The organism is Streptomyces nanshensis, assembly GCF_001751255.1.
Taxonomy (GTDB): domain Bacteria; phylum Actinomycetota; class Actinomycetes; order Streptomycetales; family Streptomycetaceae; genus Streptomyces; species Streptomyces nanshensis_A.
In genome coordinates this window covers 1-14,543 of sequence record NZ_LJGW01000416.1, presented here as the reverse complement: position 1 = coordinate 14,543, position 14,543 = coordinate 1, and the positions used below count along the sequence as shown (strand labels likewise).

General features: G+C 70.0%; 12 protein-coding genes. 5 read left to right on the top strand and 7 right to left on the bottom strand.

Features of this window, described 5'->3' with window-relative positions:
• Positions 1-99: 99 nt before the first annotated feature.
• The 7 genes from AN218_RS26055 to mtnA form a co-directional block, all read right to left on the bottom strand.
• A complete protein-coding gene (locus AN218_RS26055; protein ID WP_070019459.1) occupies positions 100-855 on the bottom strand; it encodes a response regulator in 756 nt (251 codons plus the stop codon).
• Positions 856-1,009: 154 nt separating this feature from the next.
• A complete protein-coding gene (gene hpf / locus AN218_RS26050) occupies positions 1,010-1,708 on the bottom strand; it encodes a ribosome hibernation-promoting factor, HPF/YfiA family (RefSeq protein ID WP_070019457.1) in 699 nt (232 codons plus the stop codon).
• A 305-nt stretch (positions 1,709-2,013) separates the two neighbouring features.
• Positions 2,014-2,805 carry a ComF family protein gene (locus tag AN218_RS26045; protein ID WP_070019456.1) on the bottom strand — a complete coding sequence of 264 codons (792 nt, stop codon included), beginning with the start codon at positions 2,803-2,805 and terminating at the stop codon, positions 2,014-2,016.
• A gap of 104 nt (positions 2,806-2,909) precedes the next feature.
• On the bottom strand, positions 2,910-4,811 hold the full coding sequence (locus tag AN218_RS26040) for an LpqB family beta-propeller domain-containing protein (protein ID WP_079132601.1): 1,902 nt from the start codon (positions 4,809-4,811) through the stop codon (positions 2,910-2,912).
• Positions 4,811-6,832 (bottom strand): MtrAB system histidine kinase MtrB, encoded by a 2,022-nt coding sequence (mtrB, locus tag AN218_RS26035; protein WP_070019454.1) that lies wholly within the window; start codon positions 6,830-6,832, stop codon positions 4,811-4,813. The genes AN218_RS26040 and mtrB overlap by 1 nt, the downstream gene beginning before the upstream one ends.
• 70 nt (positions 6,833-6,902) lie before the next feature.
• Positions 6,903-7,580, bottom strand: coding sequence for a two-component system response regulator MtrA (gene mtrA, locus AN218_RS26030; RefSeq protein WP_028436107.1), 678 nt, complete (start codon positions 7,578-7,580; stop codon positions 6,903-6,905).
• Complete coding sequence (gene mtnA / locus AN218_RS26025; RefSeq protein ID WP_079132599.1) at positions 7,577-8,725, bottom strand: S-methyl-5-thioribose-1-phosphate isomerase; 1,149 nt, start codon at positions 8,723-8,725, stop codon at positions 7,577-7,579. Before mtnA ends, mtrA begins: the two co-directional genes overlap by 4 nt.
• 380 nt (positions 8,726-9,105) lie before the next feature.
• Between mtnA and AN218_RS26020 the strand changes: the two genes are divergently transcribed.
• The 5 genes from AN218_RS26020 to AN218_RS26000 are packed head-to-tail and all read left to right on the top strand — an operon-like array spanning position 9,106 to position 14,473.
• The gene (locus AN218_RS26020; RefSeq protein WP_338059642.1) at positions 9,106-10,101 is read left to right on the top strand and encodes a DUF7847 domain-containing protein; all 996 of its coding nucleotides are present in this window, start codon (positions 9,106-9,108) and stop codon (positions 10,099-10,101) included.
• A gap of 16 nt (positions 10,102-10,117) precedes the next feature.
• Positions 10,118-10,882 carry a DUF4129 domain-containing protein gene (locus tag AN218_RS26015; RefSeq protein WP_079132603.1) on the top strand — a complete coding sequence of 255 codons (765 nt, stop codon included), beginning with the start codon at positions 10,118-10,120 and terminating at the stop codon, positions 10,880-10,882.
• On the top strand, positions 10,879-12,168 hold the full coding sequence (locus AN218_RS26010) for a DUF4350 domain-containing protein (RefSeq protein ID WP_070019447.1): 1,290 nt from the start codon (positions 10,879-10,881) through the stop codon (positions 12,166-12,168). Before AN218_RS26015 ends, AN218_RS26010 begins: the two co-directional genes overlap by 4 nt.
• Positions 12,165-13,130: an AAA family ATPase gene (locus tag AN218_RS26005; protein WP_070019445.1), complete on the top strand. Its 966-nt coding sequence runs from the start codon at positions 12,165-12,167 to the stop codon at positions 13,128-13,130. The genes AN218_RS26010 and AN218_RS26005 overlap by 4 nt, the downstream gene beginning before the upstream one ends.
• Before the next feature lie 32 nt (positions 13,131-13,162).
• Positions 13,163-14,473 (top strand): DUF58 domain-containing protein, encoded by a 1,311-nt coding sequence (locus tag AN218_RS26000; RefSeq protein WP_070019443.1) that lies wholly within the window; start codon positions 13,163-13,165, stop codon positions 14,471-14,473.
• The last annotated feature ends 70 nt before the right edge of the window (positions 14,474-14,543 follow it).

Here is a 14,543-nt window from a genome sequence, read left to right as displayed (position 1 = left end):
CCCGTCCCGTTCCGCTTCCCCTTGCCACGTCGCTCTCGTACGTCCACGGACGTTCCCCTGTACGCGACCACGCGTGGACGGTCCCGAAGTGCCCGCAGCTCAGCGGATTTCGAGGATCTTCTCCCGCATCGCGTAGACGACGGCCTCCATGCGCGAATGGAGCTGGAGCTTCTCCAGGATGTTGCGCACGTGGTTCTTGACGGTGTTCTCGCTGATGAAGAGTTCTTTGGCGATGTCGCGGTTGTTCATGCCGGTGGCCACGAGCTTGAGCACTTCCAGCTCGCGGTCGGTCAGCTTGGGAGCCGGGACGAGCTTGCTCTCGTCGGTCCGCTGGATCATCGACTTGAACTCGGTGAGCAGCTTCGCCGCCATCGACGGGCTGATCTGGGACTGCCCGTCCGCGACGGCGCGGATCGCCGCCGAGACCTCGTCGGTCGAGATCTCCTTGAGTAGATAGCCGGTGGCCCCGGCCTTGATGGCGTCGTAGAGGTCGGCCTCTTCGTCGCTGATCGTCAGCATGATGATCTTCGCGCTGGGAGCGACCTCCTTGATGGAGGTGCATGCCTCGATGCCGCCGCGCCGGGGCATCCGTACGTCCATCAGCACGATGTCGGGCAGCAGATCGGCGGCCTTCTCGACGGCTTCGGCCCCGTCGCCGGCCTCGCCGACGACCTGGATGTCCTCTTCCTGGGCGAGGACGATCTCCAGTCCGCGCCGGAAGAGTTCGTGATCGTCCACGACGAGCACACGGATCGGTTCCGGCTGCTGCCGCTCATGCGGGGCGCCGTTCTCCGCCGCGACCCTTACCGGGTGCGCTTCCGCCATGGGCATCACCGGCCCGAAGCTTTCCGCCATCAATCCTCCCCCTGCAGGCTATGCCGCGCCAACCACGCTGCACAGTGCACAGGTTGACCAGTGAGGCCATAATTCCACGTTCGCGCCCCCGGCCGAGTCGTCGACCCGGCCGGGGGCGCGGTCTCAACGGTTCCGGGCGGCAGCCGTAGAGCGGTCAGCCGCCGAGTGCGCCACCCGCTTCGGGGGGCGGATCCACGGCGAACGGGTCGGGATCCAGGTGGATCACGCCGTAGTCATAGCCGTGGCGACGGTAGACGACGCTGGGCTGCTTGGTCTCGGAGTCGACGAAGAGATAGAAGTCGTGCCCGATCAACTCCATTTCGTACAGGGCCTGATCCAGAGCCATGGGCGCGGCGGCGTGTGTCTTCTCCCGGACGACGAGGGGGCCGTCGCCTTGCACCTCCAACGGGCCCACCCTTGTGGTCATCGGCTTCTCTTCGGTCGTCGTCGCCGGTGCGGGCGCCGCCGCTGCGTCGAGTTGTCCGTTGAGTTCTGCCGCGAGGTGTGCGGTGGCTGCCGCGACGCTCATCGGCGCCCGGCTTCCGCCACGGTGTACCCGGCGCTTGTCGTGCTGCTTGCGCAGCCGCGCGTCGAGCTTGGCCGCTGCAAGGTCGAGCGCAGCGTAGGGGTCGGAGGCAGCAGCCTCCGCGCGAATGACCGGACCGCGCGTGCGGAGGGTGATCTCCACCCTCTCAGAACGGTCGGCCTGCCGGGGGTTGTGTTCCTTGCACACCTCGACATCCAGGTTGATCACCTTTCCGTCGAGCTTTTGGATCTTCGCCAGCTTCTCGGCCACGTGCTTACGGAACCTCTCGGGCACCTCGGTCTTGCGGCCCTTGACGACGATGTCCACGCAGAACTCCGTTCCCGGAGCACTCCGGCAAGTGAAGCGGAGTGCGTCCTTTGTGCACTGACACCGGAGGCTCAGGGCTTGCTTCGCCGCCAGCCTCCGGAACCTCGGCTTGCGACTTTCACCTCCTTCTCCCCCTGGGGGAAGATCGTCACCCCAATCTCGAACGTACCTCCACTGGACATCGCTGGGCACCCCCTACTGGCACGTACCTACGTTCAGGTATCAATTCGCGCCAATGAGCCACCACGCCTTCTGATCTCTGATAGTTGTCCGTCGCTCTTCGGGGCAGCGGTTCCCGCGACGGATCACACATGGGCACGGGCTCTCGGACTGAACGCGACGACTGCCGCCGCATACACCGCCGTCGAGCGCGGTATCCGTTCCGCCACGGCACGCGCCGCCTCCGCCAGCGAGGCACCGGTAGTCATCACGTCGTCGACCAGCAACGTGCGGCCTTCGGCCAGCGGCCGAGCACCGCCGGGCACCAACTCCAGGGCGCCGCTCAGATTCGCCGCCCGTTCCCGGGCGGTCAGCCCCGCCTGGTCGGCGACCGTGCGTCGCTGCCGCAGCACGGTCAGCACTCGTGCGCGCAGCCCTCCCTCACGCAGCTCACGTGCCGCCGCCAGCGCGATCCGCCGTACCGGATCATGGCCGCGGACCGCCACCGCGCGCCGGGCGGACGGCACCGGCACGAGCGTCAACACCCCGTCCCCCGGCTCCGGTCCGGATGATCTCCGTCTGCGGGCCGGGACCACACCCGGCCCGGCTCTGCGCTCCCCGGCCGTACGCGCCAGGACCTCGCGGATCACCGACGCCAGCAACTCCCCCAGCGGCACGGCCAGTCGGAGCGCGCCCCGCTCCTTGTGGCTGAGCAGCATCCGCCGTACCTGACCGTCGTACGGCAGCGCCGCATACACCCTCGGCAGCCCGTACGGCACCGGAGACGGCCGCACCCGGTGCGGCACGGCACCGGCCAGCGCCCCGGCGCACCGCGCGCACAACTCCCCCCGCACCCGCGGCAGTCCGCACCCCGCGCAGCCGGACGGCAGCACCAGCCCGGCCAGTTCTTCCCGAAGCCCCCGCCACGAGGCCCGCATCGCAGCTCTCATGACGGCCACTCTTCCAACGGCACGGACCGGCCGCCAGCCCTGTGGATAACTCCTCGACCTGCGCGTTCCGGCGTTTCCTGCCGTCCCGCCCGCTAGCCCGGATAGGCGGGGCTCGTGCCGCTGTCCGTCAGCGTCTTCCAGTTGGCGTCGGGAGGCAGCCGTACGATGCCGTCCTCCGAGTCGGCCAGCAGCGGCTTGCTCTCGTCCTCCGAAGCGGCCACGCCCGTCACGTCGTTGATGCCGGGCAGCGTCGGCTGGTTCGACGACGCGCCGTCCGTCTCGAAGTACTGCATCTGCTGCACGCTTCCGGATTCACGTCCCACGACCACCAGCCGGCTGCCGCCCGCCCATGAGACCGCTGACACGTCCTCGAACTGCGGCGCGAGCGGCCGCAGCGACGTGACGGACAACTGCGGCTCCTGGGGCGTTCCGGTGCGCTGGACCCGTCCGAGCTTCAGCGTCCGCGAACCGTCCTTCTCGCGTATGTGCAGCGCCATCCGTACGCCGTCGGACGCGATCCGAAGCGACTCGATCCGCTCCCCCTCGGCCAGTTGGGGCACGTCGACCTCTTCAGGGGTCTCCTTGCCTCCGGGGATGCGCAGCAGCCGAGGATCGTCGGGGTCGCGGTCGGCGATCCACAGGTCGCCGAGGCCGTCCCAACTGGGCGCCGTCAGCCGCTCCTTCTCGTGTTTCGCCTTGCTCGTCAGTACGGGGTCGCCCAGCTTGCTGTCCTCGGAGAGGGATGTGACGTACAGCGAGCGGCGCGCACGCGAGACCGCCGCGCCCTCGTGCTCCATACGGTTGACCGCGACCGCGCCCATCTCCGTCTCGCCCTGCCCGAGTGCGCCCTTGACCGGTTTCGGGTCGTCGCTGTTCTCGTCGAACGAGGAGACGCGGTGGTCGCCGTCGACGAAGTACTGGTGCGAGGCACGGCCGTTGAGGCGGCCCGGCTGATAGTCCTCCGCGTCCTCACGGGTCCGCTCGCAGAGGGTGCGGCCGCCGGCGTCGGCGAGGACGACCTTGCTGACCTTCGCGGACGCCTGGTCCTGCACCGTGTACAGCATCTGGAAGGCCATGCGCACACAGCGCTTCTGACTGACCTTGGCGCCCTGCGAGTTGAGCCGGACGTTGAGCGCGCCGGAGTCGTCGAGTGACAACCGCTGGCCGGGCGCGATCCTGGCGCCTTCGGGGAAGGAGGAGTCGACGACGGGGTCGAGCCAGCCGGTCGGACCGTCGAGCAGCGCGTTGACGGTCGCGGTCACGGGGTCTATCCGCCGCCGCAGAAAGACGGGATCGGCGACGAGTACGTCCTTGCCGCCGGTGATCGCCTCGGCGTCCGGGCCCAGTTCGGCGTAGTAGTAGTTGTTGATCGGGCGGTAGATGCGCTGGAAGTCGGACTCGCCGAGCACCAGCCCGTCCGGGAGGTGGTCGATGCGCCACTCCCCGCCGTCCTTGGTGAGGTGGAAACTCTCGTTGTAGTCGCCGTCCTTGGGCGAGTACGCATGACTGTCGTCGACCTCCGCGACGCGCGTACCGGTCACCTGAACGTTGGAGCCGCCGCCTCCGCCCGCGTCTAGCCGGGCGTTGGCCGGGCTCGGCCCGCCGGAGACGACGCTCGTGCTGGCGAACGGGTCCCAGTGGGCGGCCGTACTGTCCGTCAGATACTCCTTCGCCGTGGAGAAGGCCGCTTCGTCGCTGGTCGTTGCCTCCAGGAAGCCGCGGACGATCTGCTGCGGCTTCTCGCCCTTCTGCGGGCTGACGCCGAAGACGCGGACCTGGGAGTCGGATTCGGCGCGGTGGGAGGAGTCGACGTGGTCGACGGTGCCGTCGTCGGGCATGGAGGCGCAGCCGGACAACAGCACGACGAGCGCGGTGAGTTGGACGGCGACCGCCCGCCGGCCGCGGCGACCGCGGAGGCCCACGCGGGCGTCCTGCCCCTGCCGGGCCTGCCCGTCGCTCCCGGCCGACTGCCCGTCGCGCTCGTCGGAACGCATCACTCTTCTCCGTCCTCACGGGTCGGCTCGTCGGCGGTACGGGGCGCGGTCCCGCGCGGAGCGGCGACCGCCGTGCCCGGCGCGGAAGCGGAAGATCCGGACGCGGTGGCGGAACCGGAACCGGAAGCGGACGGGGCGGCGGATCCCGAAGCGGAGGCACCGCGGCCGGTCGGCTCGGCTGTCCCCGCCGTCCCGGCCACGGCGGACGGCCTCGTTCCGGGACGCCCCTGCGCCGGGACCACACCGTGCCGCCCCTGCGCCCCGTGCGCCTGCCGCCTGCCGCGGCGCGAGTCGGCCGGCTGGAGCGGAATCGGCGAGGACTGCACCGTCTCCCCCGCCGTACAGGGCAGCGTGAGCCGGAACTGCGAACCGCCGCCCGGCTCGCCCCACACCTGGAGCCACCCGCCGTGCAGCCGCGCGTCCTCGAGCGCGATGGACAGACCGAGGCCCGAGCCTCCGGTCGTACGGGCGCGGGCCGGATCCGCCCGCCAGAAGCGGTTGAAGACGCGCTCGGCCTCCCGGGTGCTCAGCCCGACCCCGTAGTCCCGTACGGCCACCGCGACCGCTCCCCCTCGGGAAGCCAGTCTGACGACGACGTCGTGCCCCTCGCCGTGCTCTATGGCGTTGTCGACGAGGTTGCGCAGCACCCGCTCGATGCGGCGGCCGTCCGCCTCGGCGACCACGGGGGCGTCGTCGCCGCGCACCAGGACGCGGCTGCCCTTGCGTTCGGCGAGTGGCTCGCAGCCCTCGACGACGCGGCGTACGACGTCCCGCAGGTCGATCGGATCGGCCTCGAGGTTCGCCGCCCCCGCGTCGAAGCGGCTGATCTCCAGCAGGTCGCCGAGCAGCGACTCGAAGCGGTCGAGCTGCCCGAGCAGCAGCTCCGCGGAACGCGCGGTCGCCGGATCGAACTCGTCGCGCGACTCATGGATCACGTCCGCGGCCATGCGGACGGTGGTGAGCGGCGTACGCAGCTCGTGCGACACGTCGGAGACGAACCGCCGCTGCATGCGCGAGAGTTCCTCGAGCTGCTGGATCTTGAGCTGGAGGTTCTGCGCCATCTTGTTGAAGGACTCGCCGAGCCGGGCGATGTCGTCCTCGCCCGTGACCTTCATCCGCTCCTGGAGTCTGCCGGCGGCCAGACGTTCGGAGATCCCGGCGGCCATCCGTACGGGCGTGACGACCTGGCGCACCACCAGCCACGCGATGGCGCCGAGCAGCACGACGACGAAGACACCGGCCGTGGCCAGCGTGCCCTTGACGAGGTTGAGCGACTCCTCCTCCAGCGTGAAGGGGAAGACGTAGTACATCTGGTACGGGGCTCCGCCGGCGTCGTTGAGCCTCTTGCCGACGATCAGGCCCGCGGTGCTGCTGCCGTCCTGGCGGTAGACCTTCGCGTAGCGCTGGTGGGTGCCGGGCTGCTTGTCGAGCGCCCTGCGCAGATCGGCCGGGATGCTCTCCTCGGGGCGTATGTCGCCGGAGGCGCGCGGACCGCGGGTCGTGGAGCGTCCGTTGCCGAGGAACGGCGACTCGTCGTTCTGCGAGCCGAGGGCCACCACGGAGTAGACGCCCTGACCGCCGCTCGCAAGCTGTTCGACGAGGTTGTTCAGCCACGTACCGGTGTTCTGCGTGCTCCGGCCACCGCTGCCCGTACGGCCCTGGTCCTCGCCGCTGCGGCCGCTGCCGCCCGCGCTGTCGGCCATCTCCTGGGCAGCGGCGAACCCGCCCGCCGCCTGGCTCTGCGCCGTCTTCTCCTTGGCGTCAAGCAGGCCGTTACGTACCTGTCCGATGACGACGATGCCCAGCAGCAGGACGACGCCGAGCGACATCAGCAGTGTCGCGGCGACGACGCGGAGCTGGATGTTGCGGCGCCACAGCCGCAGTACGGGCAGGAGGGGGCGGCGCACCCAGCGGATGAAGAAACGGACCACGGGGTGGGCACGCGGGCCGGTCGTGCCTTCGGGGAGCAGACCCTCCGAGAACAGCGCCCCGCTGCGCCACAGTCGCCGGAACTTGGACATTTCGGACTCTTGTGACGCGGCTCCGTCCGACCCGGTGTTCTGCTGCTGGACGGAGCCGTTCCGGGACATCTCAGCCAGGCCCGGCCTTGTAACCCACCCCACGGACGGTCACGACGATCTCGGGACGTTCCGGATCGCGCTCGACCTTGGAGCGCAGACGCTGTACGTGGACGTTGACCAGCCGGGTGTCGGCGGCGTGCCGGTAGCCCCACACCTGCTCCAGCAGCACCTCGCGCGTGAAGACCTGCCAGGGCTTACGGGCCAGTGCCACCAGAAGATCGAACTCCAGCGGCGTCAGGGCTATCGAGACCCCGTCCCGCTTCACGGAGTGACCGGCGACGTCGATCACGAGGTCGCCGATGGCGAGCTGCTCCGGCGCCGGGTCGTCGGACCGCCGCAGCCTGGCGCGGATCCGCGCCACCAGCTCCTTCGGCTTGAACGGCTTGACGATGTAGTCGTCCGCCCCGGACTCCAGGCCCACCACCACATCGACCGTGTCGGTCTTGGCGGTCAGCATGACCACGGGCACTCCGGATTCCGCACGGATCAGGCGGCACACCTCGATGCCGTCCCGTCCGGGCAGCATCAGATCGAGCAGCACCAGGTCGGGTTTGGTCTCGCGGAAGGCGGCTAGTGCCTTGTCCCCGTCCGACACGAAAGATGGTTCAAAGCCTTCGCCGCGCAGCACAATGCCAAGCATCTCTGCCAGTGCGGTGTCGTCGTCGACGACAAGGACGCGTCCCTTCATGCGTTCATCATCCCATTACCCCATCGTGACGTTCTCGTTCGTGACGGGGAACACAGCCCCGCGACAGTTTCGCTGGTGACGGGCGAGATCACACCCCGCTCCGTGACGATCGCCGTCACCAGCTCCGGCGGGGTCACATCGAAGGCCGGGTTGTAGGCATCGGCCCCGACCGGGGCCATGGGAATCCCACCGTCGCGCTCCCCCTGTGAGTCCGGATGGTACGGCGCGTACGGCGAGGAGATGTGCGTCACCTCCTCCGCCGGGCGCTGCTCTACCACGATGTCGGCGCCGTGCGCCGTCGCGAGATCGACCGTCGTCACCGGCGCCACCACCACGAAGGGCACTCCGTGGTGCCGCGCCAGCACCGCGAGCGGATAGCTGCCCACCTTGTTGGCCACCGAGCCGTCGGCCGCGATCCGGTCGGCGCCGATCAGCACCGCGTCCACCTCGCCCGCGGCGAAGAGCGAACCGGCCGCGCCGTCGGCCAGGACGCTGAAGGGCATCCCCTCCCGTGTGGCCTCGTACGCGGTCAGCCGTGCGCCTTGCAGCAGTGGACGGGTCTCATCCACCCACAGCCGTCCCAGCTCGCCGGCAGCGTGGACCTCGGTCACGACGCCGAAGGCCGTGCCCTTCCCGCCGGAGACGAGCATGCCGGTGTTGCAGTGGGTCAGCAGCCGCATCGGCGCCCGGGGAACCAGGTCGCCGAGGAGACCGTGCCCGAGCTGCGCCATGCGCGCGCTCGCCTCGGCGTCCTCCTCGTGGAGCTTCCTCGCTTCGGCGAGCGAGACCGCAGCGGCTCCGGAAGCGTCGGCTCCGCCGTCGATCGCCGTACGGTACGCCTGCTCCACCCTCCGTACCCCTGCCGCGAGGTTCACCGCGGTGGGCCGCGCGGACGCCAAGCGGTCGGCCGCGGCGGCGACATCGTGCCCCCGGGCGGCGGCGAGCGCGACCCCGTATCCCCCGGCCACTCCCAGCAGCGGAGCCCCCCGTACGGAGAGAGCCCGGATCGCCGCCACCAGGTCCTCCGCGTCCGCGCACACCAACTCGTCCTCGCGGGCGGGCAGCTTCGTCTGGTCGAGAAGCGCAAGCACCGGTCCTTCGGGGGTATCCGCCCAGCGCAGCACCGATACACCATGATCTGCCATTCGCACAGTCTGCCTCGCCGCACCGGGAGTTCTGAAAGGAAGCCAAGAAACCAGGGGCGGCCCGCCTCTCCCGGGGAGCGTGGGACTATGGCAGGCAACCAGGCGATGGAGCGATCGAGACCTCGAGGTGACGACAAGTGAACGACTCTCCGGGCTGGGTCCCGCCCGGATCTCCTCCCCCCGACCGCTCGCCCGACGGCGAGGAACCCGCGAAGGGTTCCGGCAGCGCACCGTCTCCGCCTCCCACGAGCGATCCGCCCAGGAACTGGTCCGCGCAGCAGCCTCCCGCCCAGCGGGGCCCTGGCTGGGGTGCTCCTCCTCCCGGTCCTCCCGGCAGGCCGGGCGGGGACCAGTGGGGCGGCTACTGGAATCAGCCGCCCGTGGCCAAGCCCGGAATCATCCCGCTGCGGCCCCTGGGCGTCGGGGAGATACTGGACGGCGCCGTCAGCACCATGCGGGCGCACTGGCGCACCGTTCTCGGCATCTCCCTCGCCGTCGCCGTGGTCGTCCAGTGCGCGGCGACGATCGCCAACGGCCTCTGGCTGTCGGAGGCGTCCGACCTCAACGCACTCGCCAGGGATCCGCAGCCGAGCCCCGACGAACTCATGGACGCCATGACCGGCTCGCTCCAGGTCTCCGGCGTACGCGCGCTCGTCGAGACCCTCGGAACGGTCTTCGCCACCGCCTTGCTGACCGTCGTGATCAGCAGGGCAGTGCTCGGACGCGGCGTCTCCGTCGGCGACGCATGGCGGGAATCGCGGCCCCAACTCCTGCGTCTCCTGGGCCTCCTCTTCCTCCTGCCCCTGCTCGTCGCACTCGCCATGTTCGCCGGCACGGCGCCGGGAGGAGTGATCCTTGCGGCAGGTCTCAGGCCTCTCGGGATCGCATTGCTGCTCGTGGGGATGCTGGCCGGCCTGGTGGCGGCCGTGTGGATCTGGGTCCGATTCAGCCTCGCCGCACCCGCCCTGATGCTCGAGAAGCAGGGCGTCATCTCCGCGATGCGCCGCTCCGCCAAGCTCGTACGAGGCAGTTGGTGGCGGGTCTTCGGCGTACAGCTCCTGGCGACGATCCTCGTCGTCATCGTCGCCTCGGTGATCCAGATGCCCGCGACACTCATCGGCACGGTGGTGAGCGGCCAGGGAGTCTCCGCCTTCGCGGAAGCCGCCCCCACCATGAGTTGGTCCTACCTGATCGCGGTCGGAATCGGCGCCGTCATCGCGTCCACGGTCACCTTCCCGATCCGGGCCGGCGTCACCGCGCTGCTCTACCTCGACATGCGCATCCGCCGCGAGGCTCTGGACCTCGAACTCGCCCGGGCGGCGGGCATCTCCGGCTACGGCGAACCGACGTCCGACCACCCCACGCCGGGGAGCTGAACCGGTGCCGGGGGAGATGGCAACCACGGCGGCCGCCACGGCAGTCGGCCTGCTCGGCGCGCCGACGTCGGACGGCGACGGTCCACCCGTGACCATCCCCCGCACCCCCGCACGTGAGGCAGCCGAGCGAGAGCTGTCGAAGGGCGAATACCACCAGGACGACCCCGGCCTCCTCAACCGCGTCCTCGACTGGCTGTGGGACCACATCAGTTCACTGCTCGACGCGGCAGCGCAGGCGTCGCCCGGCGGCTGGGTGGGCCTCACCGTGATCCTCGTCCTCCTGGTGCTGTTGGCCGTCGCGCTGCGTCTGAGGCTGGGCAGACTGCGCCCCGCGGTCTCGTCCGACGACGGGGCACTCTTTGCCAAGGGCCCGCGCAGCGCGGCCGAACACCGTCGGGAAGCAGAGGCGCACGCCGTCGCCGAGCGGTGGAACCAGGCCCTCCAGGAACGGATGCGCGCCATCGTCCGGTCTCTGGAAGAACGGGCTCTGCTCGACCACCGGCCCGGCCGCACCGCCGACGAAGCCGCCCTCGAAGCCGGCGTCGCACTACCCGCGCACGCGGACGAACTACGGTCCGCCGCCCGCGCGTTCGACGAGGTGACATACGCCGACCGGCTCGCGGACGCCTCGGTGTACGCGGCGGTCCGAGATCTCGACCTGGCTCTCCAACGCACCCAGCCGCCGCTGTCGGCAAGCGGCCACGAGCCCGGCGCGGAGGCGCTCGTCGCACACGGCGCGGCAGGCGGAGAAGCCAACGTACGGGAGGGAAGGGGCACTTGAGTGAACCGTCTGCCACGTCCCTCTCCCCCAGCGCCCGGCACCTGTGGAACCGGGCGCGCGGTCTGCTGCTCGCGGCAGCGATCCTCGCCGTATCCGGAGTAGTCATCGCCGCGGTCCGTTCCGGGAACGAGTACGGAGCGCTCGACCCGCGCTCCACCGCCGACCACGGCAGCAAGGCCACGGCCCAGCTTCTCCGTGACCGGGGCGTCGGCATCCGTATCGTCACGACGACCGCGGGCGCCGAGAAGGCGGCCGGTACGGACACGACTCTCCTCGTCAGCGACCCCGAAGCCCTCAGCCGCCATCAGAGGGCCGAACTGCGGGACGCGATGGACCGCGGCGGCCGCACCGTCGTCCTCGCACCCGGCCCGGCCGCCACCAGGACGCTCGTCCCCGGAGTGCGCGCAGCCGCACCGGCGGTGACCCAACCCACCCCGCCGGACTGCGACTTCCCGCCCGCGGAACGCGCCGGTGACGCCGATCTCGGCGGTATCCGCTACGCCACCGCCAACGACCGCGCCGACCTCTGCTACCTGCATGACGGACTGCCGTCCTTGCTCCGCGTCCCTGACGAGCCCGCCGACAGCGGCCGTCGGATCGGTGCGGAGGGCGACACCGTGCTGCTCGGCACGCCCGCACCGCTCTACAACCGACAGCTCGACCAGCACGGGAACGCCTCCCTGATGCTCCAGTTGCTCGGCTCGCGTCCACATCTCGTCTGGTACCTCCCGTCCTCCGCCGACGCGTCCGCCCCCCAGGAAGGGCAACGCGGTTTCCTCGACCTCGCGCCCGACGGCTGGGTCTGGGCCACCGCCCAGTTGTCGATCGCCGCCGTACTCGCCGCGCTGTGGCGCGCACGACGTCTCGGCCCGCTCGTGCCCGAGCAACTCCCCGTATCCGTACGGGCGTCCGAGACTACCGAGGGCAGGGCACGCCTCTACCGACGGGCCGACGCGCGCGACCGCGCGGCCGACGCCCTGCGCACCTCAGCCCGTGCGCGGCTCGCGTCGGTGGCAGGCGTCTCGCCCACGGAGGCCGATTCCCCGCGCACACTGATCCCGGCGCTCACCGCAAGCGGCCGCACCGGTGCCCACCCCGGCGAAGCCCCGGACGCCGGGTCGGATCTCGGCGAGACGCCCCGCCTTCTCTCCCTCCTCTTCGGCCCCGCACCGGCAACCGACGCGGAGCTCGTACGGCTTGCCGACGAACTCGACCATCTGGAGCGGCGCTTGACGTACGCCACCTCCGCCACCCGCCCAACGACAGACAAGGATCGCCTCTCGTGAGCGCCCCCTCGCCCGACAGCGCCCGCAGCGCCCTTGAAGCACTGCGCCTTGAGATCTCGAAGGCAGTCGTCGGCCAGGACGCCGCCGTCACCGGACTCGTCGTCGCGCTGCTCTGCCGCGGTCATGTACTGCTCGAAGGAGTTCCGGGGGTCGCGAAGACACTGCTCGTGCGAACGCTCGCCGCGACCCTCGAACTCGGAACGAAACGCCTTCAGTTCACCCCCGATCTGATGCCGAGCGATGTCACCGGATCGCTCATCTACGACGCCCGCACCGCGGAGTTCTCGTTCCAGCCGGGCCCCGTCTTCACCAATCTCCTGCTCGCCGACGAGATCAACCGGACGCCTCCCAAGACCCAGGCATCCCTGCTCGAAGCCATGGAGGAACGTCAGGTCTCCGTCGACGGCACCCCTCGGGCTCTCCCCGACCCCTTCCTGGTGGCTGCCACACAGAACCCGATCGAGTACGAGGGCACATACCCTCTGCCCGAAGCACAGCTCGATCGCTTCCTGTTGAAGCTGAATCTCCCGCTGCCTTCACGCGAAGACGAGATCGACGTCCTGACACGGCATGCCGAAGGATTCGACCCGAGAGACCTCGACAGCGCCGGAGTCCGGGCAGTCGCCGGGCCCGCCGAACTCGAAGCAGCACGAGCCGGCGTCGCTCAAACGTCAATCGCAGCCGAAGTGACGGGTTACGTCGTGGATATCTGCCGCGCCACTCGTGAGTCCCCCTCGTTCATGCTCGGTGTCTCGCCCCGGGGCGCCACCGCGCTACTTGCCAGCGCCCGCGCCTGGGCCTGGCTCACCGGACGCGACTATGTGATCCCCGACGACATCAAGTCCTTTGCCCTGCCGACCCTTCGGCACCGTGTGCAACTCCGCCCCGAGGCAGAGATGGAAGGTGTCACTGCAGACAGCGTGATCAATTCGATCCTTGCCCATGTCCCCGTCCCCCGTTGAACTTCAGTGAGCTGATTGGCGAGCCCTGATTCATGGCACTCACCGGCCGTACAGCCCTTGTCGCCGCCGTCGGCGCCATCCTCGTCGGGCTGCTGCTCCCGAGCTGGACCGGCTTGCTCGCCGTCGAACTCCCCCTGCTGCTTGCCATCCTGTACGACCTCGTCCGCGCCGCGCCAGTGAATCAGCTCCGGTTCACGCGTTCCGGTGACACGTCAGTTCGGCTCGGCGAACACGCGTCCGTCGATGTCGTCGTCGCCAACCCGTCCCGCCGCCGGTGCCACCTCCAACTCCGTGACGCATGGCCCCCCAGCAGTTGGCCTGACGGCACCTCGGAGGCCGCGAGCCGGCACCGTACGGAGATCGCTCCGGGGGAACAGCAGCTCCTCACCACGGTGTTGCGTCCCACTCGCCGCGGCGACCGAACCTCGGAACGCATCACCGCGCGCTCCACTGGCCCGCTCGGCCTCGCGGCACGGCAGGGAAGTCACTCCGTACCCTGGACGGTTCGCGTCCTCCCGGCTTTCAACAGCCGCAAGCACCTGCCCGCCAAACTGGCGAGACTCCGCGAACTGGACGGCCGCACAAGCATCCTCACGCGCGGCGAGGGCACCGAGTTCGACAGTCTCCGCGAGTACATCCCCGGCGACGACACCCGCTCCATCGACTGGCGTGCCACCGCCCGGCAGTCGTCGGTCGCGGTCCGCACCTGGCGTCCGGAGCGCGACCGCCACATCCTCGTCGTACTCGACACCGGCAGAACATCAGCGGGGCGCGTGGGCGACGCTCCACGCCTGGACACCGCCATGGACGCCGCGCTCCTCCTGGCCACGCTGGCCTCCCGCGCCGGCGACCGCATCGATCTGCTCGCCTACGACCGGGCGCCCCGCGCAACAGTCAAGGGACGGGCGGCACATGAGGTCCTGCCAGCGTTCGTGTCCGCGATGGCGCCCATCGACCCGGCGCTCGTCGAGTCGGACACTCGCGGTCTCGCGTCGACCGCCCTCCGCATGGCACGTCACCAGTCGCTCCTGGTCCTGCTCACCGGGCTGGAAGCATCCCCCGTCGAGAACGGAATCCTTCCGGTTCTTCCTCTGCTCACTCAGCGCCACACGGTGCTGGTCGCCTCGATCGCCGATCCCCGCATCGCGGAAATGGCCGGCGCACGCGGCGACATCGACGCCGTCTACGAAGCAGCAGCGGCCACACGAACTCAGCTCGAACGCAAACAGACCGCGGACCGCCTCCGGAGACACGGAGTCATCGTGGTCGACGCCTTGCCCACCGAATTGGCACCGGCCCTCGCCGACGCTTATCTCACACTCAAGTCAACCGGCCGTCTGTGACAGCCATTTCGTCCACGCTCATTGCCCTTGAGACGGCAGAAGGCCCCGTTGGGTTGAGGTGTTCTCGTCC